We start from the raw sequence: 23,517 nt of genomic DNA on the forward strand, positions 1-23,517 counted from the left end.
AAAGCTACACCGTCAGGGCTGCGGGTGCAGGTGGCCGTCGGCGAGGCCGTCGAGGCCCAGCCGGATCAGCTCCTGTCCGAGGGTCGAGGTCTCGCGGATGGCGTCCTCCAGGACGGCGAGCTGCCGGAAGGCGGCGCCGTACGCCTTCTGCTCCTTCAGCGGCAGCCGCGGCAGGCGGGTCCTGCGCACGTCGAACCTGCTGGACCCGGTCGTGGCGCGGCCGCCCGCGGCCCGCAGGAACCCGGCCAGGAAGTCGGGGTCGAGGCGGCGGGCGTCGACGCGGTAGAGCGTCAGGTGCGGCCCCAGCACCGCCTCGCCGCGGGCCATCACGCGTACGGCGGAGTAGGAGGTCACCACGTCGCCCGGACGGATCTCGACGAGGCCCTGCTGCCTCGTGGTCGCCCCGGACGGTCCGCCGCCGCTGAGCACGTCGTCGGAGGTCAGCACCGGGACGTCGCCCCCGTCGGCGGCCATCTTGGGCGGGGCCTGCGACGTCGTCACGAGACCCTCCTTGATCAGGTCGCCGAGGGTGGTGGCGGGCTGGTCGAGCGGCTGCTCCAGCACCTTCAGATCGGGCGGCACGGCGGTGGCGGCGAGAAAACGGTCGCGCGCCTCGGCGAACGCCCGGCCGACGCCCTCGCGCCGCTGGTGGCGGGCCGGGGTCATGTCGACCTCGTCGGCCAGCAGGTCGATGATGCGCACCGTCTGTTCCGAGCGCTCCTCGATGTACGCGCGCCAGGCGGGCTCGACCGCCGACAGGTCGGCGGTGGCGTCGAGGATCAGCACGTCGGACGGCGGCCGCTCGCCGGGGACCGGGCGGCGCAGCAGCCACAGGTCGGAGCCGGGCAGCGCGACGACGGCCCGCAGCGCGCCCGCGCGCAGCAGGTTGGCGCGGATGCGGCGGCCCGCCCGGCGGCTGGCGGCGGCCGGCGGCATGAGGACGGCGACGAGGCCGCCGGGCAGGACGTGGGTGAGGCAGTGCTGCACCCAGGCCAGCTCGGACTCGCCGCGCGGCGGCAGGCCGTACTCCCAGCGGGGGTCGCCGGTGAGCTCCTCGTAGCCCCAGGCCCGCTCGTTGAACGGTGGGTCGCACACCACCGCGTCGGCGCGCGTGCCGGGGAAGCGGTCGTGGCGCATGGAGTCGCCGGGGACGACCGTCGCGTCGACGCCGCGCAGCCGCAGCCGGGCGGCGGCGATGGCCGCCGAGGTCTCGCTCAGCTCCTGCCCGAGCACCCTGGCGGGAACCTTGGAGGACGGCGTGCGGGTGAGGAGCAGGGTGCCCACGCCGCAGGCGGGGTCGAGGAGGGTCGCGCCGTCGGCGGCGACCAGGCGGACCATCAGCTCGGCGACGTCGTCGCGGGTGACGGAGAGCCGGCGCGAGTGGGCCTCGAGGTAGCGCTCGCAGAGGAACTCGTACGCCTCGGCCGGGCCGCGGTCGTCGCCGAGCTCCCGTACGAGCAGGGCGAGTTCGGGGTCGAGCGGGTCGCCCCCGTGGAGGGGGACCCCGCTCAGCAGGGCGCCGGCCTGGGCCACCAGCTCGCCGAGCCGCAAATCACCGGCGGCTCTCAGGCGTTGCCACACCCGATCTCCGAGGGAGACCTGGTAGGACTTCCCGTAGCGGCGCAGCCAGGACTCGACGTGCCGGAGCGAGAACAACGGCTGGTTCGCCGTGCCTCCGATGGGTGAGGGGAAGTCGTCGTGGCGGCGGCGCCAGTTGCTCACCGCTGCCCGCCCGACGCCGGCGAGCCGGGCGATGTCCCCGGCGTTGACGGTCGGGTCGTGGCTCATGAGGCTCACAGTAGTTCACAAGAGTCTTCAGCGCATCTGCTTGTGAAGTCTTTCAACCAATGATTTACTGCTAGCCATGAAGCACAACATCCGCTATGCCGCCGGATCAGACGTGGGCCGCCGCAGGGAGCAGAACGAAGACTCCGGTTACGCGAGTGCCCGGTTGCTCGTGGTGGCCGACGGCATGGGTGGACACGCGGCCGGCGAGCTGGCGAGCTCGGCGGCGATCACCGTCATGCGCGAGGTCGACGTCACGCTTCCCGAGACCGGCTGCGACCTCGAGGCTGCGCTGGAGGGCGCCGTGCACGAGGCGGCGCGCCGTCTGGTCGAGCTGGCCGAGATCGACCCCGCCCGCCGGGGGATGGGGACCACGGTGACCGCCATGCTGTGGGACGGCTACCGGTTCGCCCTTGCTCATCTGGGTGACTCCCGCGGCTATCTGCTTCGTGATGGTGCGCTTTACCAGATGACCAAGGATCACACACTTGTGCAGTCGATGGTGGACGAAGGGCGGATAACGGAGGATCAAGCCGCTGTGCACCCCCGGCGATCGATGGTCCTGCGCGTGCTGGGCAGCGAGGGCCGGGCCGACCCCGACATGGCGCTGCGCGAGGCCGAGCCGGACGACCGCTACCTGCTGTGCTCCGACGGACTCACGGCCGTGCTCGGACCGGAGGTCCTGCACGAGGTGCTGACCACGGTGGCCGAGCCGGCCGCGGCCGTGCAGCGGCTCATCGACCTGGCCAACGAGGGCGGCTCGCCCGACAACGTGACCGTGATCGTGGCCGACGTGGTCGCGCCGGGCGCGGGCGACGTGAGCGTCTATCGCGTGGGTGCGGGAGCCTGACGTATCTCCTGGTTAACACGCACCTCAGGCGCCACATTTTCCGGAATATTCGCCGCGAATCGCCGATGGCCGCATTACAGTCCATCGTGATTTGTCGGCATTCCCGGAGGAGTCGTCCTGGACCCGATCGCGGACGAGCTGCTGAAGACGGTCCGGCAGGAACTCGGTTACAAGGAGAAGAGCGGCCAGGTAACCAAGTTCGGGCAGTGGTATGCGGATCGGGTCGACGACCCGCAGTTCCGCACCGGGGCGTGGTGCGACATGTTCGTCGCCTGGGCGGCCAATAAGGCGAACGTTTCCGAATATGTCGGAGAGTTCGCCTGGACGCCCTCGCACGCCGCCTGGTTCATCGAAAAAGGCGCCTGGACGCGGACACCCGAGCCAGGGGCCCTCGTCTTCTTCGACTGGCGCGGCGGCACGAGTTACAAGGGCGTCGACCACGTGGGCGTGGTGGAGCGGGTCGAGGGCGACAAGATCCATACGATCGAGGCGAACGTCGACCGCGTCTGGCTCAAACGCAAGACCAGGGACACGGACAAGGTCGTCGGCTACGGCGTGCCGCGCATCGTCAAGGAGCGCGCCGACCGTGCTGCCGAGATCAGCTCGACGGAACGGCCGTTCGAGCCGCTGCCGTCGGCGCAGGCCCCGCGCTCGTCGCCGCTCGACGTGCTGGGCACCCCGCCCGCGCTGCTGGCCGCCATGGTCCTCGTGACCGTCGTGCTCTCGCTGCGGATCACCGGCCGCCGTCGCGGCGGCCACCGCCGTCTGCGCCGGCCGGCGTGGACGTGGCCGTGGAACGCGCCATCCGCCTCGAAGGCCCATCCGAAGGTCCCCCCACCGCGCGACCCCCTGGAGACCCGCGAGAAGGAGCGCGTCCCCGCCGGCGCGCCGCCGCGCCGGAGCCCGACGCGGCGCCACCCGTACGACCGCGACTGAGCGCAGGCCACGCGCCCCCACACCGCTCCAGCCGGCCGCGGTCCGCCTCGCGGCACATGTCGACCTCGCCGTTCCCGCAGGGCGCCGGGTCGGGCACGTCCGCCACCGCGAGCGACCCCTTCTCGCGGGGTACGAACGTCAGCGCGCGCATCGCCGTCACCTCCTCGACGTGCCGACCCCGGGCCGCTTGGGAAATAGTAGGACGTCCTAGTATCTTCGAAGTGAAGCCTCCACGAAGGAGTGATCAGGCGTGCACGTCCCGGTACACCCCGTACGTTTCGTGACCGCCGCGGCCCTGTTCGACGGGCACGACGCGGCGATCAACATCATGCGGCGGATCCTGCAGGCCCAAGGGGCGGAGGTCATCCACCTGGGCCACAACCGTTCCGTGGACGAGATCGTCACGGCCGCCATCCAGGAGGACGCGCAGGGCGTCGCGATCAGCTCCTACCAGGGCGGCCACGTCGAGTTCTTCTCCTACCTGGTCGAGCTGCTGCGCGAGCGCGGCGCCGGCCACGTCCGGGTGTACGGCGGCGGCGGGGGAGTGATCGTCCCCGAGGAGATCGAGCTGCTGCACTCGCGCGGCGTCGCGCGGATCTTCTCTCCGGAGGACGGCCAGCGCTACGGCCTGCCCGGCATGATCAACCAACTGATCCAGGAGTGCGACGTCGAGCTGGGCGACCCGCCGTCCGTGGAGGCCGTGGTCTCCGGCGACCAGGCGGCGCTGGCCCGCGCGATCACGCTCGTCGAGGCCGGCCGCGCCCCCGCCGACCTGCTGGCGGGCCTGCGCGCGGCCGGGGGCAAGGAACGCGACGGCGGCGTCGCCCCCGTGCTCGGCATCACCGGCACCGGCGGCTCCGGCAAGTCGTCCCTCACCGACGAGCTCGTCCGCCGCTTCCGCGTCGACAACGACGACAAGCTGCGCATCGCGATCATCGCCGTCGACCCCACGCGCAGGCGCGGCGGCGGCGCGCTGCTCGGCGACCGCATCCGGATGAACAGCCTGGGCCCGCAGACGTACTTCCGCTCGCTCGCCACCCGGGGCGCGAGCAGCGAGGTGCCCGCCTGCCTCGACGACGTGATCGCCGCCTGCCGGGCCGCCGGCCACGACCTGGTGATCGTGGAGACGCCCGGCATCGGCCAGGGCGACGCCGGGATCGTGCCGCACGTGGACGTGCCGATCTACGTGATGACGCCCGAGTTCGGGGCCGCGTCCCAGCTGGAGAAGATCGACATGCTCGACTTCGCCGAGGCCGTGGTGATCAACAAGTACGAGCGCCGCGGCGCCGAGGACGCCCTGCGCGACGTGCGCCGCCAGCTCGTCCGCAACCGCGAGGCGTTCGGGGCGCGGCCCGAGGACATGCCGGTCTTCGGCACCATCGCCGCCCGCTACAACGACGCCGGGGTCACGGCCCTCTACCAGCACCTCAAGCCGCTGCTGGGTGTGGGCTCGGGAGCCGGGCTGCTGCCGCGGGTGGAGGGGCGCATCTCCCAGGTGGCGGAAGCCGTGGTGCCGCCGTCGCGGACGCGCTACCTGGCCGAGATCGCCGACACCGTGCGGGCGTACCACGCCGAGACGCTCGCGCAGGCCGACATCGCCCGACGCCGCCAGCAGCTCACCGCCGTGCGCGAGCTGCTGGGCGAGAACGGGGGACCGACCGCCGAGCTGGCCGAACTGACCGAGGCAGCCGAGCGGGAGCTGACCGACGAGAGCCGGGCGCTGCTCGACAGCTGGCCCGCGATCAAGGAACGTTACGGCGCGGACGAGCTGGTCGTGAAGATCCGCGACCGCGAGCTGCGCACCCCGCTGTGGCGCGAGACGCTGTCGGGCAACCGGGTGCCGAGGGTGGCTCTGCCCCGCTACAGCGACCACGGCGACCTGCTGCGCTTCCTGCGCAGCGAGAACCTGCCGGGCATGTTCCCGTTCACGGCGGGCGTGTTCCCGTTCAAGCGCGACGACGAGGACCCGACCCGGATGTTCGCCGGCGAGGGCGACCCGTTCCGTACCAACCGGCGGTTCAAGCTGCTCTCCGAGGGGCAGCCGGCGACGCGGCTGTCGACCGCGTTCGACTCGGTCACCCTGTACGGTCACGACCCCGACCTGCGGCCCGACATCTACGGGAAGGTGGGCACCTCGGGGGTGTCGATCGCGACGCTCGACGACATGAAGGTGCTCTACGGCGGGTTCGACCTGGCCGCGCCCAACACGTCCGTCTCGATGACGATCAACGGCCCGGCCCCGACGATCCTCGCCTTCTACCTCAACACCGCGATCGACCAGGCCCTCGACCGCTTCCGTGCCGAGCACGGCCGCGAGCCCGACGAGCGTGAGGCGACCGAGCTGCGCGCCCGCACGCTCGCCACCGTGCGCGGCACGGTGCAGGCCGACATCCTCAAGGAGGACCAGGGCCAGAACACCTGCATCTTCTCCACCGAGTTCTCGCTGCGGATGATGGCCGACATCCAGGAGTGGTTCATCCGCAACGGCGTGCGCAACTTCTACTCGGTCTCGATCAGCGGCTACCACATCGCCGAGGCCGGGGCCAACCCGATCAGCCAGCTCGCCTTCACCCTCGCCAACGGCTTCACGTACGTGGAGGCGTACCTGGCCAGGGGCATGAGCATCGACGACTTCGCGCCGAACCTGTCGTTCTTCTTCTCCAACGGGATGGACCCCGAGTACAGCGTGCTCGGGCGGGTGGCCCGCCGCATCTGGGCGGTCGCCATGCGCGAACGGTACGGCGCCGGCGAGCGCTCGCAGAAGCTCAAGTACCACATCCAGACCTCGGGCCGGTCGCTGCACGCCCAGGAGATGAACTTCAACGACATCCGCACCACGTTGCAGGCCCTGATCGCCATCTACGACAACTGCAACAGCCTGCACACCAACGCCTACGACGAGGCCGTCACCACGCCGTCGGCCGACTCGGTGCGGCGGGCCATGGCGATCCAGCTCATCATCAACCGCGAGTGGGGCCTGGCCAGGAACGAGAACCCGCTGCAGGGCTCGTTCGTCATCGACGAGCTGACCGACCTGGTCGAGGAGGCGGTGCTGACCGAGTTCGAGCGGCTGTCGGATCGCGGCGGCGTCCTCGGCGCGATGGAGACCGGCTACCAGCGCGGCAAGATCCAGGACGAGTCCATGCTGTACGAGATGCGCAAGCACGACGGCTCGCTGCCGATCATCGGCGTGAACACGTTCCGCAACCCGGACGACGGCGAGAGCTCCGACGCCCACAAGCTCGAACTGGCCCGGGGCACCGAGGAGGAGAAGAGCTCGCAGCTGGAGCGCCTGCGTGCCTTCCACGAGCGTCACCGCGACGAGGCGCCCGCCGAGCTGGCCCGCCTGCGCGAGGTCGCGATGTCGGACGGCAACGCGTTCGACGTCCTGATGGAGGCGGCCAGGGTCTGCTCGCTCGGTCAGATCACCGACGCCCTCTTCGAGGCGGGGGGCCAGTACCGCCGCAACGTCTAGCCACGGCGGATCACCGGGACGGCCACCCGTCCCGGTGATCAACAGCCGGATAAGATCTCCGCGCGGGGGCGCATTCCTATCGAAGCTCGCACGCAGGAGGTTTCATGACCGACGTCACTCTCAGGGGCAACCCGGTCACCGTGGCCGGCACCTTCCCCCAGCCGGGTGACACCGCGCCCGGCTTCCGTCTGGTGGGCGCCGACCTGGCCGACCGCACGCTCGACGACTTCGCCGGGAAGACCAAGGTCCTCAACATCTTCCCGAGCCTCGACACCGGCACCTGCGCGGCGTCGGTGCGGCGCTTCAACGAGGTGGCCGCGGAGCACCCCGACGTCGCCGTGCTCTGCGTCTCGGCCGACCTGCCGTTCGCGCAGAAGCGGTTCTGCGGCGCCGAGGGGCTCGACAACGTGACCACGCTGTCGGTCATGCGCGGTCGCGAGTTCCTGCACGACTACGGCGTCGCGCTCGAGTCGAGCCCGATGGCGGGGCTCGCGGCACGCGCCGTGGTCGTGCTGGACGGCGACAACAAGGTGGTGCACGCGCAGCTGGTGCCGGAGATCGGCCAGGAGCCCGACTACGACGCCGTGCTCGCCGTGCTCAAGTGATCTCTGAATCGGCCGGCCAGGTCGAGTAGGTGCTGATCGCTCGTGGCGGTGTGCTGGAGGTCGAGGATGATCTCGTCGACCCCGGCCGCCGCCACGGTGGCGAGATAGGCCGACAGTTCGGCGACCGTGCCGCTGCGCGGCAGGGTGCCCTCGTCGGTGACGATCGGGTTGGCGCGCAGGATCATGCGCAGCCCGCCGGGGTCGCGGCCGGCCTCCTCGGCGCTCCGGCACACCGTCCGCCACATCGCGGTGAGGACCGGCACCGGCAGCGACGCCGTGAGCCAGCCGTCGGCGCGGCGGCCGACGCGGCGCAGCGCCGCCTCGGTGAAACCGGCCAGCAGGATCGGCGGACGGCGGGCCGGCTTGGGCTCGATGTGGCTGGGCGCGATCGTCCACAGGTCGTGCTCGAACGCCACCGGGTCGGTCGTCCAGACGGCCTCCAGCGCGTCGAGGACGGCTTCGTAACGCTTGGCGCGGCCTTCCCACGGCACGCCGGCGGCGGCGTACTCGTCGGAGGACCAGCCGAGACCGAAGCCCGCGTCGAGGCGGCCGCCGCTCAGGTGGTCGATCGTGGTGAGCGAGCGGGCCAGCACCACCGGCGGGTACCAGCAGGCGTTGAGCGCGCTCGTGCCGAGGCGTACGGCGGAGGTGGCCGAGGCGGCCACCGACAGGACCGCGAACGGGTCGAGGAACACCCGGTGCGCGTCGGGGACGCGGCCGTCGCCGCCCGGGTAGCGGTCCTTCGGCCGCAGCGGGGTCATCAGCCGGTCGCCCGCCCACAGGCTGTCGAAGCCCATGGCCTCGGCCTCACGCGCGACCGTGAGCACGCTGGACAACTGGGCGAAGACCCCGTACTGCGGAACGGCCAGCCCGATGCGCATATGTCAGACCTTTCTCCCCACGCCACACAGGATGAGCGACGACTCGGGGCCGTCGACGAAGTCGATCGTGTCGGTCTGCTCGGGACGCCACTCGGGCAGCCACGCCACGCCGGGATCGACCAGCTCGAACCCCTCGAACAGTTCCTTGATCCTGTCACGGCTGCGCAGGATCAGCGGGGAGTTGGCGCTCCGGTAGACCTCGGTGCCCTTGCCGACGGCGGCGGCGCGCGCGTCGCTGGTGCCGTGCGACATGACGAGGTAGCTGCCGGGGGCCATGGCCTCGCGCAGGGCGGCGACGATCTCGTCGGGACGCTCGGCCTCGGTGACGAAGTGCATGATGGCGACCAGCAGCACCCCGACCGGGCGGCTGAAGTCGATCGCGGCCCGCACGCCGGGGTCGTTGATGATGGCGTCGGGCTTGCGCAGGTCGCCCTCGACCACGGTGGTGCCGTCCTGGCCCGCGAGCAGCGCCCTCGCGTGCACGAGCACCACGGGGTCGCGGTCGACGTAGACGACGCTCGACCCGGGGGCCACCTCCGCGGCCACCTCGTGCACGTTGCTCTGGGTGGGCAGGCCGGTGCCGATGTCGAGGAACTGCCGGACGCCGGCCCGGGCGAGGTGGCGCACCGCCCGGCCGAGGAACGACCGGTTGGCCCGCGCGGCGGCGCGGAGCTCGGGAGCGACCTTCAGGAGCTCCTCGGCGGCCTCGCGGTCGGCCGGGAAGTGGTCCTTGCCGCCGAGGTAGTAGTCGTAGAGTCGGGCCACGCTGGGTGTGTTCGGATCGAAACCGAGCTCCCGGTTCAAGCATCCCCCGATCAATGTCGAACGATCTTCATCCGGATTGTACGCAGTCGTACCGACAGGTGACGGTCCTTCGCGATCTAGGCTGGTGGGGTGGATGACACCGGAGTGTCCGTACGGGTTCCCGGCACCGTCCGGCGGATCGTGTCGCTGGTGCCGTCGCTGACCGAGTCGGTCGCGGCCACCCTGCCCGACGCGCTGGTGGGCGCCACCGACTGGTGCTCGCACCCCGCCGGCCTCGACGTGGCGCGGGTCCGCGGCACGAAGAACCCCGACCTGGACGCGGTGCGGCGGCTGCGGCCCGACGTGGTCCTGGCCAACTTCGAGGAGAACCGCCCGCAGGACATCGAGGCCCTGCGCGCGTCCGGGCTCGCGGTGTGGGTCACCCGCATCCTGACGCTGGAGCAGGCGTTCGACTCGCTGGCGCGGATGTTCACGCAGGCGTGCCGCACCGAGCCGCCCGCCTGGCTGGACATGGCGCGGGAGGCGTGGCGCGAGCCGTGCACGGGGCCCAGGAGAACGGCGGTCGTGCCGATCTGGCGCCGCCCCTGGATGGTGGTGGGCCGCGACACGTTCACCGGCGACGTGCTGCGCCACCTCGGCGTGGACAACCTGTACGCCGGCCACCCTGAGCGCTACCCGAAGGTCCCGCTCGACGAGCTGAACGGGCGGCGTCCCGACGTGGTGGTGCTGCCCGACGAGCCGTACGCGTTCAGCTCCGCCGACGGCCCCGAGGCGTTCCCCGGCCTGACCTGCGCCCTGGTCAGCGGCAGGCTGCTCACCTGGTACGGCCCCTCCCTGGTCGAGGCGCCCGCCCTGCTGCGCCGCGCACTCGCATGAGCGGGTCGGCTATCCCTTCTCCGCCCCCGCGGTGAGGCCCTCGGTCAGCAGCCGTTCGCCGGCGAAGAACACGATCACGATGGGCAGCGTGAGCACCACCGAGCCCGCCATGAGGACCGTCGTCGGGATCTCGATGCTCCCGGCGAGCTGCGACAGGCCCAGGGAGACCGTCCAGTTCTCCCGCCGGTCGACGAGGAACAGCAGGGCGAACAGGAACTCGTTCCAGGCGATCATGAACGCGTAGAGGCCGGTCGCCATCAGCGCGGGCTTCGACAGCGGCAGCACCACCCGCCAGATGGTCGACAGCGTCGTGCACCCGTCGATCGCGGCCGCCTCCTCGACGCTGCGCGGCACGGTCTCGAAGTAGTTGCGCAGCATGTAGACCGTGACGGGCACCGTCTGTGCGATGTAAACGAGCACGAGACCGGCGAGCGAGCCGCGCAGCCTGATCATCGTGAAGAACACGAACAGCGGGATGGCCAGCACGATCGCCGGGAACAGGTAGACGGCCAGGAACAGGAAGTGCACCTGTCGCCGGCCGAAGAACCGCAGGCGGGCGACCGCGTACGCGCCCGGGATCGAGATCAGCAGCGTGACCGCCACCGACGCGACCGACACGATGGCGCTGTTCCTGAGGAACGTCAGGAAACCCTGCCGGGTCAGCACGTCCGCGTAGGTGTCCAGGGTGAAGGCGCGCGGCCACAGTGAGCCGGGGTCGAGGATGAGCTCCTGGATGTCGCGTACGGACAGCGTCACCATGTAGAAGAACGGGAAAGCGGTGATCACGAAGAGGAACGCGATCACCACCGGTCTGAGCACCCGGAACAGGCCGCGCTCGAACCTGTCGCGGCTCATGGGCCGCTCACCCCTGCTCATGCTCGCCTCCCGCGAAGAACCGGAGATAGACGGCCAGGAAGACGACCAGGACGACCGCCAGCACGATCGCCTGCGCCGCCGAGGCCCCGATGTCGGCGCGCGCGGTGAGGAAGTTGTAGACCCGCACGCTGACCACCTCGGTGCCGGCGCCGCCGCCGGTCAGCAGGTAGATGTCGTCGAACTTGGTGAAGGTGAACACGAACCGCAGCACCGACAGCAGCGCGATGATCCGCCACAGCTGGGGGAGCACGACGTAACGGAACCGCTGCGTGGGCGTCGCGCCGTCGACCACCGCGGCCTCGTCCAGCTCGCGGGGCAGCGCCTGCAGCCGGGCCAGCAGGAACAGGAACGCGAACGGGAAGTACCGCCACGCCTCGAACGCGATCACCGTCAGCAGCGCGACCGGCACCCGCAGGCCGAGGAACTCGCCGTGGGTTTGGCTGAGGAACGCGATCGGCTCGGCGAGCCAGGTGTTGACGATGCCGTACTGGGGGTTGAGCATCGTCTCCCACAGGAACGCCGCGGCGACGACCGGGGCCACGTACGGGATGAGGATCGAGGCCCGCACCACGAGCCGGCCCCTGAACCTGTCGCGCAGCGCGAGCGCCGCGACCAGCCCGAGGGCGATCGACAGGGCCGTTCCCGCGACGGTGTAGATGAGCGTGTTGACCAGCGACGACCAGAAGCCAGGCTCGGAGACGACGTACGCGAAGTTCGCGAACGAGTAGTTGGCGAACAACCCCACCCGCCGAATGTTGATCAGCCGCACGTCCTGGAACGCCAGCATGACGGCCCACAGCAGCGGCAGCACCACCACGACGAGCGTGATGACCAGCGTGGGCGAGATGAGCAGCAGTCCCGCGCGGTTCTCCCGCTGCCGCAACGTGCGCGGGCTCATCAGCGGATCCCCCGCTTGATGGTCTCGACCTCCGAGGTGGCCCGGGCGGCGGCGGCCTGCGGGGTCATGGAGCCGTCGACGATCGCGCTCAGCGCCTTGGGCACGGGCAGCTCGCCCATCGTCGCGCCGACCAGCTTGCCCTGGCCCTGCGGGATGCCCCACCGGGCGAACGTGTCGGGGCTCGTGCGCAGCGCGTCGAGCACGTCGGCGGGGTAGACGTCGACGAGCGGCCGCTTGACGTCGACCCCGGCGGGCATCCGCTCCCACGCCTCGGCGAAGGTCGTGCGGGTCGGCACCTTGCCCTCCGGCGCCATGCCGATCCAGCGCTCGTAACCCTCGTTCATCATGTACGAGACGAACGCGGTGGACGCGGCCGTGTTGCCGCCTCTGACGAGTGCCCAGGAGACGATCTCGCCGTACTGTGCGGGGGCCTTGCCGTCGGGGCCCTTGAGCGCGGTCACGACCCCGGTGTTCTCGGCCAGCCACTGCGGGTTCGACCGGCACTCGGGGCAGCTCGGCAGCGCGTCCTTCCGCAGGCCCGCCAGCTCGTCGAGGATGAACGACGACCAGATCGTCATGGCGGCCCTGCCGGCGAAGTAGGTGGCCCGCGTGGAGTCGACGTCCTGCCGGCCCTTGACGGAGTAGTCGGAGGCGAGCTTGGCGTAGAAGCCGAACGCCCGCACGCACTGCGGCGAGTCGAGGGTGATGGTGCCGGCCCTGTCCACGAGCTCGCAGCCGTTGGCGAGGGCGACGTGCTCGAAGCTCTGGGCGGTGAACGAGTCGCGCGGCGCGATGGCGAGTGTGATGCCGGCGACCCCGCCGGTGTTCAGCTTCGCCGCGGCCGTCTCCAGCGCCTCGTACGTGTCGGGCGGCCGCAGCCCCGCCTTCTCGAACAGGTCCTTGCGGTAGAGGATGAGCTGCGCCCACCCGTCGCTCGGCACCGCGAGCAGCGTGCCGCCCGACGAGTCGAGCTCGAGCGCGCGGCGGGAGAACGTGTCGCGCCCGAGCCGGTCGACGATCCGGCCGGGCGATTCGGTGTCGAGCAGGTCGTTGGCCTCCAGCTCGCGTACGGAGGCGAGCGGCAGCGCGCCGATGACGTCGGGCAGGTCGTCGGCCGCCGCGGCCGCGGTGATGGTCTGGCTGAACTGGTCCTCGGCCACGCCGACGAGCTTCACCTTGATCCCGGTCCTGCGGGTGAACTCGTCGACGACGGCGTTCTGGACGGCCATCCGGTCCTCGAGGTTCTCCGCGGTCCAGACGGTGATCTCGTTGGCGGACTCCCGTCCGCCGGCGCATGACAGACAGGCGGCGGCCAGCAGGACGGCGGAGAGGACGGCGGTCACCCTGGTCGGCATCACACGCTCCTCCGGTTCCCGGGACACCCGCCCTCACCCGGGGTGGGCGAGGTTCCCGTGATGGCCATCGGGACGCCAGCTGTTCATCACGCGGTTCTCGATCACGATCTCCACGCCGCGGGTTCCGGCGTGGTCGACCAAAGGGTCTTCGGCCGGTTTCACGTTCTCGCGCATTGGCCGGCCGGGTGAAATGCGCCGGACCCTATCGCGTTCGGCCTCGGCAGAAGAATCTACCTTGATGTGATTTCTGTCATCCTGCGACGGCCGGCCGGCGACTTCGAGCACTTCGGCATCCCCTTTCCTGGCCCGCATCGCCAGGTCGGCAAGGTCGTTTTCCGGAAGACACGTAGTCAGGAACCCCAATTTCATCAGTCACACCCCCGAGGGAAAGTCGTAGACTTACGCCTGTTACGTGCGCAACTAAGGTTTGTAAAGAATCGTCAAGCGTTCGACTCCTGTCTGATCAGAATGCGTAAGTGTGGAAAATGCGCGTCATCGCCACTGAAGCGCCAGGTCAGGTCCTCGTGGGGCCTGCCCCACTCGTGCCCGGATCGGTCCGAGTTCGCACTCTTTACTCGGGAATGTCCGCAGGCACGGAAATGACCACGTATCGTGGGACAAACCCCTGCTTCAGTCATAAGTGGGGCAACGTGCGCCGACTCTTCGTTGAAGGACAGACGCACGCCCACCCGCTGACAGGCGTCTTCGCCCACGCAGGGGCCATCGCGCTCGACGTCGCCGCCATATCCAGCCGGTTCGAGCCGGCCAGGCAGTTCGGCGCAGCCGAGACGTGCGACGTGCGCCAGGGCTCGATCGCAGCGTTCATGCGCGACCGGGCCGGGAGCGCCGACACCGTCGTCGAACTCAGCGAGAGCAACGCCGCTCGCCACGAGGAGTTTCACTCGTGGCCGTCGCAGCGGTGGGACGTCGAACGTCCGCAGCGCACCTTCATGGAGCTCGTCCACCACGGCGAGGCCGACGCGCGCAAGCTCGTCAGCCACGTCATGCCCGTCGACCGGGCCGCCGAGGCGTTCGATCTGCTCGACCATCACCCATCCGAAATTCTCCAGCTCGTCTTCGAATTTGAGGAGTGACACAGTGAAGCTCGCCGTACAGGAGCAACTTCTGCCTGGCCGCACACTGCAGGAGAAGTTCGCGTTCGCGGTGGACGCCGGTTTCGACGCCATCGAGTTGCGCGGCAAAGGCGACTTCCATTTCGCGGGCCGCCTGACCGAGCTGAAGCGAGCGCTCGCCGACGGGGTGGTCATGCCCACCGTCTGCGTCGACATGCCGCACTCCATCGGCGACTTCGACCCGGCCAGGCGCACCGACGCGATCCAGCAGCTGCGCTCGCAGCTCACGGTGATCGCCGAGCTGGGCGGCATCGGGGTCACGACCCCGGCCTCGTACGGTCAGTTCTCCCGCACGCTGCCGCCGTTCGAGCCGCCGCGCACACCCCAGCAGGACCGCGAGGTGCTCGCGGAGGCGCTCGGCATCCTGGGTGAGCACGCGCACCGCAACGGCGTCCTCATCATGCTGGAGCCGCTCAACCGCTACGAGAACCACATGGTCAACACGCTGGCCGAGGCCGTGTCCTACTGCACGACGGACTCGATCAGGGTCGTCGGCGACACGTACCACATGAACATCGAGGAGGACGACCCCTGCCGCTCGCTGGTGGAGGCCGCCCCCTACCTCGCCCACATGCAGATCAGCGAGTCCAACAGGAACCAGCCCGGCACCGGTCACCTCGACTGGGGCGCCCAGCTGGCCACGCTCGACGCCATCGGCTACGACGGCTACCTCGCCCTCGACTGCCGCCTGCGAGGGGAGCCCGAGATCGTGCTTCCCCAGACCGCCACCTTTGTCAGGAAATACCTATGATCCTCCGTGAAGCCGTGCGTGTTCTGGTGAACAACTGGGACGGCGGCCATACGGTCCCGTCCCGTCGGCTCTACCCCCACCAGTGGAGCTGGGACTCCGCCTTCATCGCCATCGGCAACGCCCGCCTGTCGCCCCGCCGGGCCCGTACGGAGCTGCTGTCGCTGTTCGGCGCGCAGTGGCACGACGGCCGGGTGCCGCACATCGTGTTCAACCCGCAGGTGCCCGAGGCCGCGTACTTCCCCGGGCCCGCGTTCTGGGGCGTGCGCGCGCCGTCCGGGTCGGCGACCTCGGGGATCGTGCAGCCGCCCGTGCACGCCCTGGCCGCGTGGAAGACGTACGAGGCCGATCCCGACCTCGGGTTCCTGCACCGGCTCTACCCGCGGCTGGTGGCGCAGCAGGAGTTCCTGCGCGCGCACCGGCGTGGCCGCGACGGGCTGATCTCGATCGTGCACCCCTGGGAGTCGGGCATGGACAACAGCCCGGCCTGGGACGAGCCGCTGCGGCACGTCGAGACGGCGAACGTCGGCTTCGTCCGTAAGGACCTCGACGCCATCTGCGCCGACGAGCGGCCCACCGACGACGACTACGAGCGCTACATCGCCCTCGCCCTCGCCTACCGCGAGTCCGGCTACCTCGACGCCGGGGACTTCCAGATCGAGGACCCGCTGTTCAACGTCGCGTACGCCGTCGCCGAGCACGCCCTCGCGCGGATCGCTCACGAGCTCGGGCTCGACCCCGAGCCGCACGAGCGCGAGGCCGCCGCGATGACCGCGGCCCTGACCCACCAGCTCTTCGACGGCGCCCTGTTCCAGCCGCGCGACGCGCGCACCGGGCGGCTCATCCGCTCCGCCAGCGTCGCCGGGCTGACGCCGCTGCTGCTGCCCGGCCTGCCCGGCAAGGTGGCCGACACGCTGATCGACACCGCGCTCGACCTGTTCTCCCTGAAGGACGGCCTGCTGCCCAGCTACTCGCCTGCCGCCGCCGGGTTCGACGCGGCCCGCTACTGGCGCGGCCCGAGCTGGATCAACCTCGACTGGCTCGTCTGGCAGGGACTCAAGGACCGCCGTCCCGAACTGGCCACGGGCCTGGCCGACGGCATGCTGTGCGCCGCGGCGCACGCGGGGCTGCGCGAGTACTTCGACCCCGCCACCGGACGCGGCCACGGCAGCCGCGACTTCAGCTGGTCGGCCGCGCTCGTCCTCGATCTCGTCGCTGAGCACGGCATGAAGAGCGTGCCGGCGGCCGGCCGCGACATCGGTCAGGAACTGAGGTGCTTCGGCGAAGCCGACCACGTTGCCGACCGCGTTGCCGATCAGGTGCCGGCGTAGCAGCCCGCCGCGCCCGATCGCCTGGTACGGGAGCCACTCGCGCGTCGCACAAACATGTTCGTTACCCCTGTTCACGGGCAGAAAGCCGTGATGCTCACGGATGGGGGGCGAACTGCATGGATTCCAACCGGAGAGCCATCGCGAACGTCCGCCCGAGGAGCGGGCCGCACTCCAGCAACGCCGCAGACTGGCCGCTGGACGCCTTAAGCGGTGCCAAGGGCGACACCACGGTCAGCGTGGTCCTGCCCGCCCGCGACGAGCAGGACACCGTCGGCGACATCGTCACCGTGATCCGCCGTGACCTCGTCGAGCGATGGCCGCTCGTCGACGAGATCGTGGTCGTCGACTCCCGTTCCACCGACGCGACCGCCGAACGCGCCGTCCGGGCGGGCGCGCGCGTGGTGGCGCAGGACCAGGTGCTCTCCCACCTGCCGCCGATGAGCGGCAAGGGCGAGGCGCTGTGGAAGGGCCTGGCCGCCTCTCGCGGGGACATCGTCGTCTTCGTGGACGCCGACCTGCGCAGCTTCGGCACGCACTACGTGTCGGGTCTGCTCGGACCGCTGCTCGTCGACACCGGCATCCAATTCGTCAAGGCGACCTACGAGCGTCCGTACGTCGGCGCGGACGGCACGGTCCAGCCGGGCGGCGGCGGACGCGTGACCGAGCTGGTCGCACGCCCGCTGCTCAACCTGTTCTGGCCCGAGCTCGCCGGCTTCGCCCAGCCGCTCGGCGGCGAGTACGCCGCCCGCCGCGACGTGCTCGAAAGGGTGCCCTTCGTCACCGAGTACGGCGTGGAGTTCGGCCTCCTCGTCGACCTGCTCGGCCTCGTCGGCCTCGACGCGATGGCCCAGGTGGACCTGGGCCGCCGTACGCACCGGCACCAGTCGACGGCCGCGCTCGGCCGGATGGCCGGGCAGATCATGCTCACCGCCTGGTCACGGCTGGAACGCCAGGGCCGCGTGGTGGCCTCGGGACGGCCCGCGCACACGCTGCTGCAGTTCGCGCCGGACGGCCAGGCCGACCTCGTGGACGTGGCCGTGGCGGAGCGACCCCCGCTCGCCACCCTGGTGACGGAGGTTCCGGTGAACGCGGGGCCCTGACCGTCCGTCCCGCCCCGCGGGGCTACGGCGGGAATCGACCCGGGGTGACGAGCCCGGTCTCGTAGGCGACGACGACGGCCTGGGCGCGGTCGCGCAGGCCCAGCTTGGTGAAGATGCGGGCGACGTGGGTCTTCACCGTGGTCTCGCTCAGCGTCAGCGCCTCGGCCAGCTCGGCGTTGGACAGCCCGCGCCCCACCAGTGTCAGCACCTCCACCTCGCGCGCGGTCAGGCCGGCCAGGTCGGCGTGCACGCTCCTGGACGGCGGCCCCTGCACGGCGAAGCGCTCGACCAGCCGCCGGGTGATCGACGGCGCCAGCAGGGCGTCTCCGGTGGTGACCAGCCGCACGGCGTTGGCCAGGTGGGCGGGCGTGACGTCCTTCAGCAGGAAACCGCTCGCGCCGAGGGCCAGTGCGGCGTACACGTACCGGTCGAGGTCGAAGGTGGTCAGCATGAGCACGCGGCAGTCCGGATCCTGGGCCAGCACCCGCCTGGCCGCCTCCAGCCCGTCCATGTTCGGCATGCGGATGTCCATGAGCACGACGTCCGGCCGCAGTTCCCGCGCGGCCGTCACCGCCGCCACGCCGTCGGCGGCCTCCCCGACGACGTCGATGCCGCGGGTGGTGAGGATGAGCCGGAATCCGGACCGGATGAGCGCCTGGTCGTCGACGATCAGCACGCGGGGCGAGGGGGTCATGAACCGTCCTGTCGGGGTGGCTTGAGGGGGATGCGGGCGCGGATGCGGTAGCCGCCGCCGAGGCGGCGCCTGGCGTCCAGGTCGCCACCGTAGACGGCGACCCGTTCGCTGAGCCCCAGCAGGCCGCGCCCGGCTCCGGCGTCGCGTCCGCGCCGCTGCGCCGTCGGCGCGGCACGGCCGGGGTCGGCGGTGAGCGCGCTGGGGCCGGTGTTGAGCACCTCCACGCGCACCTGGTTGTCCGCGTAGCGGATCGTCACCTCGGCCTTCGTGTCCGGCTCGGCGTGCTTGAGCGCGTTGGTCAGGGCCTCCTGGATGATCCGGTAGACCGTCGCGTCGATGCCCGGCGGCAGCGGGCGGGGCTCGCCCAGGACGCGCGTCTCCACGTGCAGCCCGGTGAAGGCGAAACGGTCGATCAGCGTGTTCAGGCCGTCCAGACCCGGCGACGGCGCGAGAACGGAGTCGTCGGCGCCGTCCGGGGCGGGCGCGAGCAGCCCCAGCAGGTGGCGCAGCTCCGACATCGCCGAGCGGCCGGCGTTCTCCACCGCTTCGAGCGCCTGCGCGCACGCGTCGGGGTCGATCGGCATCACCTCGCGCGCCGCGCCGGCCTGGACGACCATGAGGCTGACGTTGTGGCTGACGATGTCGTGCAGTTCCCTGGCGATCCTGGCGCGTTCGGCGTCGACCGCCGCCCTGGCGGCCCTGTCGCTCTCCCGCTCCAGCATTCTGCCCCGCTCCTCGACGGCCGCGCGGTGGCGGCGGCGGGACCGCACGAGTGCGACCCCCATCGACAGCGTGACTCCTGCCAGCGCCACCACGACGACGACCAAGGCGTACGTCCAGACCACCGTTCCAGCCTGGCAAAGGGCGGGAAGATCCGCACTACATCGACAGGATGACAAGCGGACCGGAATTACATCCGGGGAAGGACGCCCGGCTTGCGGCGCCGTTTGTAGCCTCCTCGCATGACGACCGGAACCGCAGCCGCCGTACGGCTCGACCATGTACGCAGGCAGTACGGCGAGACGGTGGCACTGGACGGTGTCTCGCTGGAGATCCGTGCCGGTGAGGCGGTCGCGGTGATGGGGCCGTCCGGCAGCGGGAAGTCGACGCTCCTGAACCTGATCGCCGGGCTCGACCGGCCCAGCGCCGGGCGGGTCACCGTCCAGGGCGACGACCTGACCGGCCTGGACGAGACCGGGCTGGCCCTGTTCAGACGCCGCCACATCGGCATGATCTTCCAGTTCTTCAACCTGCTCGACGACCTGTCTGCGCTCGACAACGTGGCGCTCGCCGCCCAGCTCACCGGCACGCCCGCCGCCCAGGCCCGCAGACGCGCGCTCGACCTGCTGGACGAGCTCGGCATCGGCGACCGCGCCCGTACGTACCCCGCGGTGCTGAGCGGTGGCGAGCGCCAGCGGGTCGCCGTCGCCCGCGCCCTCATGAACCGGCCGGCCGTGCTGCTGGCCGACGAGCCGACCGGCGCGCTGGACAGCCACTCCGGCGAGCAGGTGATGGACCTGCTGCTCGACCTGCACCAGATCGGCCAGACCCTGCTGCTCGTCACGCACGACGTACGGCTGGCCGAGCGGTGCGCCGGACGGGTGATCGAGCTGGCCGACGGCCGGGTGACCGCAGAACGCACGCTGGAGGGCCACCCGTGAGCGCGGTGTGGAGCGTCGCGCTGGCCGCGGTGCGGCGGCGGAGGCTGCAGAGCGCGATCCTGGCCCTGGTGGTCCTGTGCTCCACCGTGGCGATCGTCGTGGCGCTCGGCCTGCTCGAGGCGTCGTCCTGGCCCTTCGACCGGACCTTCGCCGAGCAGCGCGGGGCGCACGTCGTGGCCACGTTCGACCGGGCCACGGTCCCCGACGCGCTGCTCACACGGACGGCGGGCAGGCCCGGGGTCGAGGCGGCGGCCGGGCCGTTCGGCCAGAAGGCGCTCACCGTCGCCGACACCCGGCAGAGCCTGCCGCCAGGACCGCTCACGGTCGTCGGGCGGCCCGGCCCCGGCGGACCGGTGGACCGGGTCGACCTCTGGACGGGCCGCTGGGCCGCCCGACCTGGCGAGATCGTGGTGAACCGGCCGGTCGAGCCCCTCTTCAGCGACCTGGTCGGCGCCACGGTACGGACCAGGGAAGGCATGACCTTCACCATCGTGGGTCTGGCCTCCAGCGTCAGCAGGACGGCCGAGGCCTGGGTCACGCCCGCCCAGATGCGGACGATGAACCCCACGGCCACCCAGATGCTCTACCGGTTCACCGAGGCAGGCGACCTGCGCGCGGCCACGGCGAGCGTGACCGCCGGCCTGTCGCCCTCGGGCGTGCAGTCGTACCTCACCGTCAAGCAGGACGTGTCCCGGACGGCCTCGGCGTACCTGCCGTTCCTCGTGGGGTTCGGTCTCCTGGGGCTGCTGGTGGCGGTGCTCATCGTGGCGAACGTCGTCGGCGGCGCCGTCGTCGCCGGGCAGCGGCACATCGGCGTGCTCAAGTCACTGGGCTTCACCCCCGACCAGGTCATGGCCGTGTACCTGGTCATGGTCCTGCTGCCCGGGTCCGCCGGATGCCTGGTCGGCACGGGGCTCGGCGCCCTGATCTCCCAGCCGCTGCTGCACCGCGTGTTCGCGGGCACCGGGGCGGCCATCGGCCTGGGCGTCGGCTGGTGGGCGTACCTGACCGCGCTGGTCGGCGTACCGGCCGTGGTCGTGCTGGCGGCGCTCGTCCCCGCCTCCCGCGCGCACCGGCTGTCGGCCGCCGAGAGCATCAGGGCCGGTGGCGGGCGCCGGTCGGGACGCGGGCAGGCGATCCAGCACCTGCTGTCGGGCACACCGCTGCCCCGATCCGTGAGCCTGGGCCTGGGCCTGCCGTTCGCCCGGCCGGGCCGCTCGGCGCTGACGCTGGCCGCGATCGTCCTCGGTGTGGCCGCGACGACGCTCGCCACCGGCCTGTTCAGGACGATGACCGCCTACGGCGACACGGCACAGCGCGTCGGCCACGTCCATTCCGTCGTCCACGTCGGACGGCCCGACCAGATCAGGCCGAAGCTGGGCGACGCCGCCATCGAGGCGCTGCTGCGCGCGCAGCCCGGCGTCCGTCACGTGACCGCCGACGCCTGGATCGACGTGCGGCTCCTTGGCCACACGAGCCGGATCAAGGCCCAGTTCCTCCGCGGTGACGCCGCGACCCGCGGCGACGTGGTGGTGGCCGGGCGCTACATCTCCGGGCCCGGCGAGGTCGCCGCCCCTTCGGCGTTCCTGAGACGCTTCGGGCTGCGCGTCGGCGACCGGCTCACGCTCGCGCTCGGCGACGCACGTACGCAGGCCACGATCGTGGGCGAGGTCATGGACGCCGCGAACGACCTCGTCATCGCGAGCTGGCCCACACTGACCGCGCTCGACCCCGGCAGGAGCGCCACCCAGTACGAGGTCCGGCTCGCTCCGGACGCCGACGTCGAGACGTTCCACGCCGCCGTCAAGGCGGCCGAACCGGGCCTGTACCCGCGGACGAAGTCGCAGGTCGACCAGAACAGCGTGGCCGTCATCGGCGCGGCGTCCTTCTTCACCCTGATCCTGGGCGTGGTGGCGAGCCTGGGCGTGTTCAACACCGTGGTGCTGAACACCCGCGAGCGGCGTCGTGACCTGGCCATGCTGAAGTCGATCGGGATGACGCCGCGCCAGGTGACGCTCATGACGGTCACGTCCATGGCTGCCCTGGGCGTCCTCGGCGGGCTGGTCGGCGTCCCCGTCGGGATCGCCTCGCACCGGGTCGTCGTGCTGGCCATGATGGAGGCGGCAGGGCTCAGCGCGCCCGCGATCCTGCTCGACGTCTGGCACGTCGCGGCGCTCGCCGCGCTGGTCGTGGCGGGTGTGGCCATCGCCGTGCTGGGCGCGTTCCTGCCCGCGCGCTCGGCCGCCGCACTGACCATCGCCGAGGCGCTGCGTACCGAATGAGTTCCGCTAGGAGAATCCGCGGGGCAGGACGGCGACCGGGCGTTCGGAGGCGCGCAGCACCTTCATGGCCAGCTCGCCGAGGAACACGCGGTGCGGTTCCGCGTCCTCGCTGGCGGCGCAGACGAGCAGCTCGCCGGGCAGCCACTCCAGGGTGCGCATCGCGGCGTCCACGTCGTGGCCCTCGGCCACCTCCGCCTCGGCCTCGATGCCGGTGGTCTCCCACGCCAGGCGCACGGCCAGCGCGAGGTCGTCGCGCAGCCGGCCGGGGTCGTCCACCCGCAGGTCGAGCGTGATGAGCCGGAGCGGCACCCCGAGCCGCAGCGCGGCCTGGGCGACGCGTTCGACGGCCTCGTCGCACTGCGGGCGGTGCACGTACGCCAGCGTGAGGCGGTCGAGCTCGCCGGGCTGCTTGAAACCGGCGGGCGTCAGCATGACGGCCTTGGACGAGCGGTGGAGCAGGTGGTCGGAGGTGGCGCCGATCGCGATGCGGCCGTGCTGCCCGCCGCTCGCCGAGCCGACCACGATGAGGTCGGCGCGAATTCTGCTGGCCAGCACCGACAGCCCGCGCCCGGTGCCGCGGCTCTCGAACGTGAGGAACTCGGCCGGTGCGGGACCCAGTTCCTCGGCCGCGTGGGCCAGGCCGGCCTGCGCCTCGACCGCCAGCCCCGGGCTGCCCGGCGGGTAGATCGAGGCGATGGTCAGCTCACCGCCGGTGAGCCTGGTGATCGCCGAACCGAGGGCGAGCGCGTCTCGCCCACCCAGGTCGTCCGCATATCCGACGATCACGTGCCCACCGATCACGAAGGCCCTCTTACCCGCTCCTACCTGGGAATACGCGACCTTGATCCTAACGTTGTAAACCTTTGGAGGAGTAAAACCCGTGAAGATCACACTAGACACCAAATTTGTTGGTTCGTTCGGACCTGTCACGCTTCGTGACGCGGTGGAACAGCTTCGCGCGCAGGATCTCGCCTGTACCGTGCGTGCCGACGTCGTCGACCAGAAAGTCGGCGTCTTCTCCGACTGTGTGGACCGCGGGTTCACGCCGCTCCGCAGCGAGATCATGGCTGCGTACTACGTGGCCGAGCGCGACGCCGCGGCCGAGGCGTTCGAGAGCGGGCTCATCACCCGCGAGGAGATGGACGGCAAGCAGGCCGCCCTCGCCCGCCGCCTTCTCATCTGAGTTTCTCCGGCCAGTCAGGGCTTTCCGGTGACTTGAGCACTGTCCGAAGTCCGTAAAGTCGTGTCCATTGCTCGTTCACGGAT

At 71.1% G+C, this 23,517-nt stretch carries 22 protein-coding genes; 12 read left to right on the plus strand and 10 right to left on the minus strand.

Annotation, left to right across the window (positions count from 1 at the left end; translation table 11 throughout):
- Positions 1 to 12: 12 nt before the first annotated feature.
- Positions 13 to 1,788 (minus strand): N-6 DNA methylase, encoded by a 1,776-nt coding sequence (locus BLR04_RS11480; RefSeq protein ID WP_090762575.1) that lies wholly within the window; start codon positions 1,786 to 1,788, stop codon positions 13 to 15.
- A gap of 76 nt (positions 1,789 to 1,864) precedes the next feature.
- Between BLR04_RS11480 and BLR04_RS11485 the strand changes: the two genes are divergently transcribed.
- From BLR04_RS11485 to tpx, 4 genes are all read left to right on the plus strand, one after another.
- Entirely contained in the window at positions 1,865 to 2,635 is a 771-nt protein-coding gene (locus BLR04_RS11485; protein WP_090762577.1) for a PP2C family protein-serine/threonine phosphatase, read from the plus strand.
- A gap of 141 nt (positions 2,636 to 2,776) precedes the next feature.
- On the plus strand, positions 2,777 to 3,571 hold the full coding sequence (locus tag BLR04_RS11490) for a CHAP domain-containing protein (RefSeq protein WP_281191408.1): 795 nt from the start codon (positions 2,777 to 2,779) through the stop codon (positions 3,569 to 3,571).
- A gap of 250 nt (positions 3,572 to 3,821) precedes the next feature.
- Positions 3,822 to 7,046 carry a fused isobutyryl-CoA mutase/GTPase IcmF gene (gene icmF / locus BLR04_RS11495; RefSeq protein ID WP_090762581.1) on the plus strand — a complete coding sequence of 1,075 codons (3,225 nt, stop codon included), beginning with the start codon at positions 3,822 to 3,824 and terminating at the stop codon, positions 7,044 to 7,046.
- Positions 7,047 to 7,150: 104 nt separating this feature from the next.
- The gene (tpx, locus tag BLR04_RS11500; protein WP_090762583.1) at positions 7,151 to 7,651 is read left to right on the plus strand and encodes a thiol peroxidase; all 501 of its coding nucleotides are present in this window, start codon (positions 7,151 to 7,153) and stop codon (positions 7,649 to 7,651) included.
- Here the strand turns inward: tpx and BLR04_RS11505 are convergent.
- Positions 7,621 to 8,532, minus strand: coding sequence for a TIGR03619 family F420-dependent LLM class oxidoreductase (locus BLR04_RS11505; RefSeq protein WP_090762585.1), 912 nt, complete (start codon positions 8,530 to 8,532; stop codon positions 7,621 to 7,623). The two genes, tpx and BLR04_RS11505, sit on opposite strands and share 31 nt — an antisense overlap.
- A 3-nt stretch (positions 8,533 to 8,535) precedes the next feature.
- Positions 8,536 to 9,351, minus strand: a complete 816-nt coding sequence (locus BLR04_RS11510) for an SAM-dependent methyltransferase (protein WP_342672265.1) — start codon at positions 9,349 to 9,351, stop codon at positions 8,536 to 8,538.
- Positions 9,352 to 9,426: 75 nt separating this feature from the next.
- Between BLR04_RS11510 and BLR04_RS11515 the strand changes: the two genes are divergently transcribed.
- Positions 9,427 to 10,173, plus strand: coding sequence for a helical backbone metal receptor (locus BLR04_RS11515; RefSeq protein ID WP_090762587.1), 747 nt, complete (start codon positions 9,427 to 9,429; stop codon positions 10,171 to 10,173).
- Positions 10,174 to 10,182: 9 nt separating this feature from the next.
- On the opposite strand, the gene BLR04_RS11520 is transcribed toward BLR04_RS11515, so the two are convergent.
- The 4 genes from BLR04_RS11520 to BLR04_RS39605 are packed head-to-tail and all read right to left on the minus strand — an operon-like array spanning position 10,183 to position 13,671.
- On the minus strand, positions 10,183 to 11,049 hold the full coding sequence (locus BLR04_RS11520; protein ID WP_090762589.1) for a carbohydrate ABC transporter permease: 867 nt from the start codon (positions 11,047 to 11,049) through the stop codon (positions 10,183 to 10,185).
- Positions 11,036 to 11,947 (minus strand): carbohydrate ABC transporter permease, encoded by a 912-nt coding sequence (locus tag BLR04_RS11525; RefSeq protein WP_090762591.1) that lies wholly within the window; start codon positions 11,945 to 11,947, stop codon positions 11,036 to 11,038. The genes BLR04_RS11520 and BLR04_RS11525 overlap by 14 nt, the downstream gene beginning before the upstream one ends.
- Complete coding sequence (locus BLR04_RS11530) at positions 11,947 to 13,302, minus strand: ABC transporter substrate-binding protein (RefSeq protein ID WP_090762593.1); 1,356 nt, start codon at positions 13,300 to 13,302, stop codon at positions 11,947 to 11,949. The genes BLR04_RS11525 and BLR04_RS11530 overlap by 1 nt, the downstream gene beginning before the upstream one ends.
- A gap of 33 nt (positions 13,303 to 13,335) precedes the next feature.
- Positions 13,336 to 13,671 carry a hypothetical protein gene (locus tag BLR04_RS39605; protein WP_143022015.1) on the minus strand — a complete coding sequence of 112 codons (336 nt, stop codon included), beginning with the start codon at positions 13,669 to 13,671 and terminating at the stop codon, positions 13,336 to 13,338.
- A gap of 281 nt (positions 13,672 to 13,952) precedes the next feature.
- Here BLR04_RS39605 and BLR04_RS11535 point away from each other — a divergent pair, with 281 nt between their 5' ends.
- The 4 genes from BLR04_RS11535 (at position 13,953) to BLR04_RS11550 (ending at position 17,614) form a co-directional block, all read left to right on the plus strand.
- A complete protein-coding gene (locus BLR04_RS11535; RefSeq protein WP_245740183.1) occupies positions 13,953 to 14,396 on the plus strand; it encodes an MDR/zinc-dependent alcohol dehydrogenase-like family protein in 444 nt (147 codons plus the stop codon).
- Between the two features lie 4 nt (positions 14,397 to 14,400).
- On the plus strand, positions 14,401 to 15,186 hold the full coding sequence (locus tag BLR04_RS11540) for a sugar phosphate isomerase/epimerase family protein (RefSeq protein ID WP_090762597.1): 786 nt from the start codon (positions 14,401 to 14,403) through the stop codon (positions 15,184 to 15,186).
- Positions 15,187 to 15,200: 14 nt separating this feature from the next.
- Positions 15,201 to 16,514: an MGH1-like glycoside hydrolase domain-containing protein gene (locus BLR04_RS11545; RefSeq protein ID WP_176903035.1), complete on the plus strand. Its 1,314-nt coding sequence runs from the start codon at positions 15,201 to 15,203 to the stop codon at positions 16,512 to 16,514.
- 116 nt (positions 16,515 to 16,630) lie between these two features.
- Positions 16,631 to 17,614: a glucosyl-3-phosphoglycerate synthase gene (locus tag BLR04_RS11550; protein WP_090762599.1), complete on the plus strand. Its 984-nt coding sequence runs from the start codon at positions 16,631 to 16,633 to the stop codon at positions 17,612 to 17,614.
- A 22-nt stretch (positions 17,615 to 17,636) separates the two neighbouring features.
- Here BLR04_RS11550 and BLR04_RS11555 read toward each other — a convergent pair whose 3' ends face one another.
- Both BLR04_RS11555 and BLR04_RS11560 read right to left on the minus strand, forming a co-directional pair.
- Positions 17,637 to 18,308 carry a response regulator gene (locus BLR04_RS11555; RefSeq protein WP_090762601.1) on the minus strand — a complete coding sequence of 224 codons (672 nt, stop codon included), beginning with the start codon at positions 18,306 to 18,308 and terminating at the stop codon, positions 17,637 to 17,639.
- A complete protein-coding gene (locus tag BLR04_RS11560) occupies positions 18,305 to 19,153 on the minus strand; it encodes a sensor histidine kinase (RefSeq protein ID WP_218128831.1) in 849 nt (282 codons plus the stop codon). Before BLR04_RS11560 ends, BLR04_RS11555 begins: the two co-directional genes overlap by 4 nt.
- A 117-nt stretch (positions 19,154 to 19,270) precedes the next feature.
- Between BLR04_RS11560 and BLR04_RS11565 the strand changes: the two genes are divergently transcribed.
- Complete coding sequence (locus BLR04_RS11565) at positions 19,271 to 19,969, plus strand: ABC transporter ATP-binding protein (protein WP_090762603.1); 699 nt, start codon at positions 19,271 to 19,273, stop codon at positions 19,967 to 19,969.
- The gene (locus tag BLR04_RS11570) at positions 19,966 to 22,251 is read left to right on the plus strand and encodes an ABC transporter permease (protein WP_090762605.1); all 2,286 of its coding nucleotides are present in this window, start codon (positions 19,966 to 19,968) and stop codon (positions 22,249 to 22,251) included. Before BLR04_RS11565 ends, BLR04_RS11570 begins: the two co-directional genes overlap by 4 nt.
- A gap of 6 nt (positions 22,252 to 22,257) precedes the next feature.
- On the opposite strand, the gene BLR04_RS11575 is transcribed toward BLR04_RS11570, so the two are convergent.
- Positions 22,258 to 23,052 carry a universal stress protein gene (locus BLR04_RS11575; RefSeq protein ID WP_245740184.1) on the minus strand — a complete coding sequence of 265 codons (795 nt, stop codon included), beginning with the start codon at positions 23,050 to 23,052 and terminating at the stop codon, positions 22,258 to 22,260.
- Between the two features lie 79 nt (positions 23,053 to 23,131).
- Between BLR04_RS11575 and BLR04_RS11580 the strand changes: the two genes are divergently transcribed.
- Positions 23,132 to 23,434, plus strand: coding sequence for a hypothetical protein (locus tag BLR04_RS11580; RefSeq protein WP_143022016.1), 303 nt, complete (start codon positions 23,132 to 23,134; stop codon positions 23,432 to 23,434).
- The last annotated feature ends 83 nt before the right edge of the window (positions 23,435 to 23,517 follow it).

The sequence above is a fragment of the Nonomuraea maritima genome (assembly GCF_900100395.1).
In the GTDB taxonomy this organism is placed as follows: Bacteria; Actinomycetota; Actinomycetes; order Streptosporangiales; family Streptosporangiaceae; genus Nonomuraea; species Nonomuraea maritima.

Bases quoted from the DNA above. Each gene is read 5' to 3' on its own strand.
- BLR04_RS11480 (WP_090762575.1), bottom strand. From the start codon at position 1,788: ATGAGCCACGACCCGACCGTCAACGCCGGGGACATCGCCCGGCTCGCC.
- BLR04_RS11485 (WP_090762577.1), top strand. From the start codon at position 1,865: ATGAAGCACAACATCCGCTATGCCGCCGGATCAGACGTGGGCCGCCGC.
- tpx (WP_090762583.1), top strand. From the start codon at position 7,151: ATGACCGACGTCACTCTCAGGGGCAACCCGGTCACCGTGGCCGGCACC.
- BLR04_RS11505 (WP_090762585.1), bottom strand. From the start codon at position 8,532: ATGCGCATCGGGCTGGCCGTTCCGCAGTACGGGGTCTTCGCCCAGTTG.
- BLR04_RS11520 (WP_090762589.1), bottom strand. From the start codon at position 11,049: ATGAGCAGGGGTGAGCGGCCCATGAGCCGCGACAGGTTCGAGCGCGGC.
- BLR04_RS11525 (WP_090762591.1), bottom strand. From the start codon at position 11,947: ATGAGCCCGCGCACGTTGCGGCAGCGGGAGAACCGCGCGGGACTGCTG.
- BLR04_RS11530 (WP_090762593.1), bottom strand. From the start codon at position 13,302: ATGCCGACCAGGGTGACCGCCGTCCTCTCCGCCGTCCTGCTGGCCGCC.
- BLR04_RS39605 (WP_143022015.1), bottom strand. From the start codon at position 13,671: ATGAAATTGGGGTTCCTGACTACGTGTCTTCCGGAAAACGACCTTGCC.
- BLR04_RS11550 (WP_090762599.1), top strand. From the start codon at position 16,631: ATGGATTCCAACCGGAGAGCCATCGCGAACGTCCGCCCGAGGAGCGGG.
- BLR04_RS11555 (WP_090762601.1), bottom strand. From the start codon at position 18,308: ATGACCCCCTCGCCCCGCGTGCTGATCGTCGACGACCAGGCGCTCATC.
- BLR04_RS11565 (WP_090762603.1), top strand. From the start codon at position 19,271: ATGACGACCGGAACCGCAGCCGCCGTACGGCTCGACCATGTACGCAGG.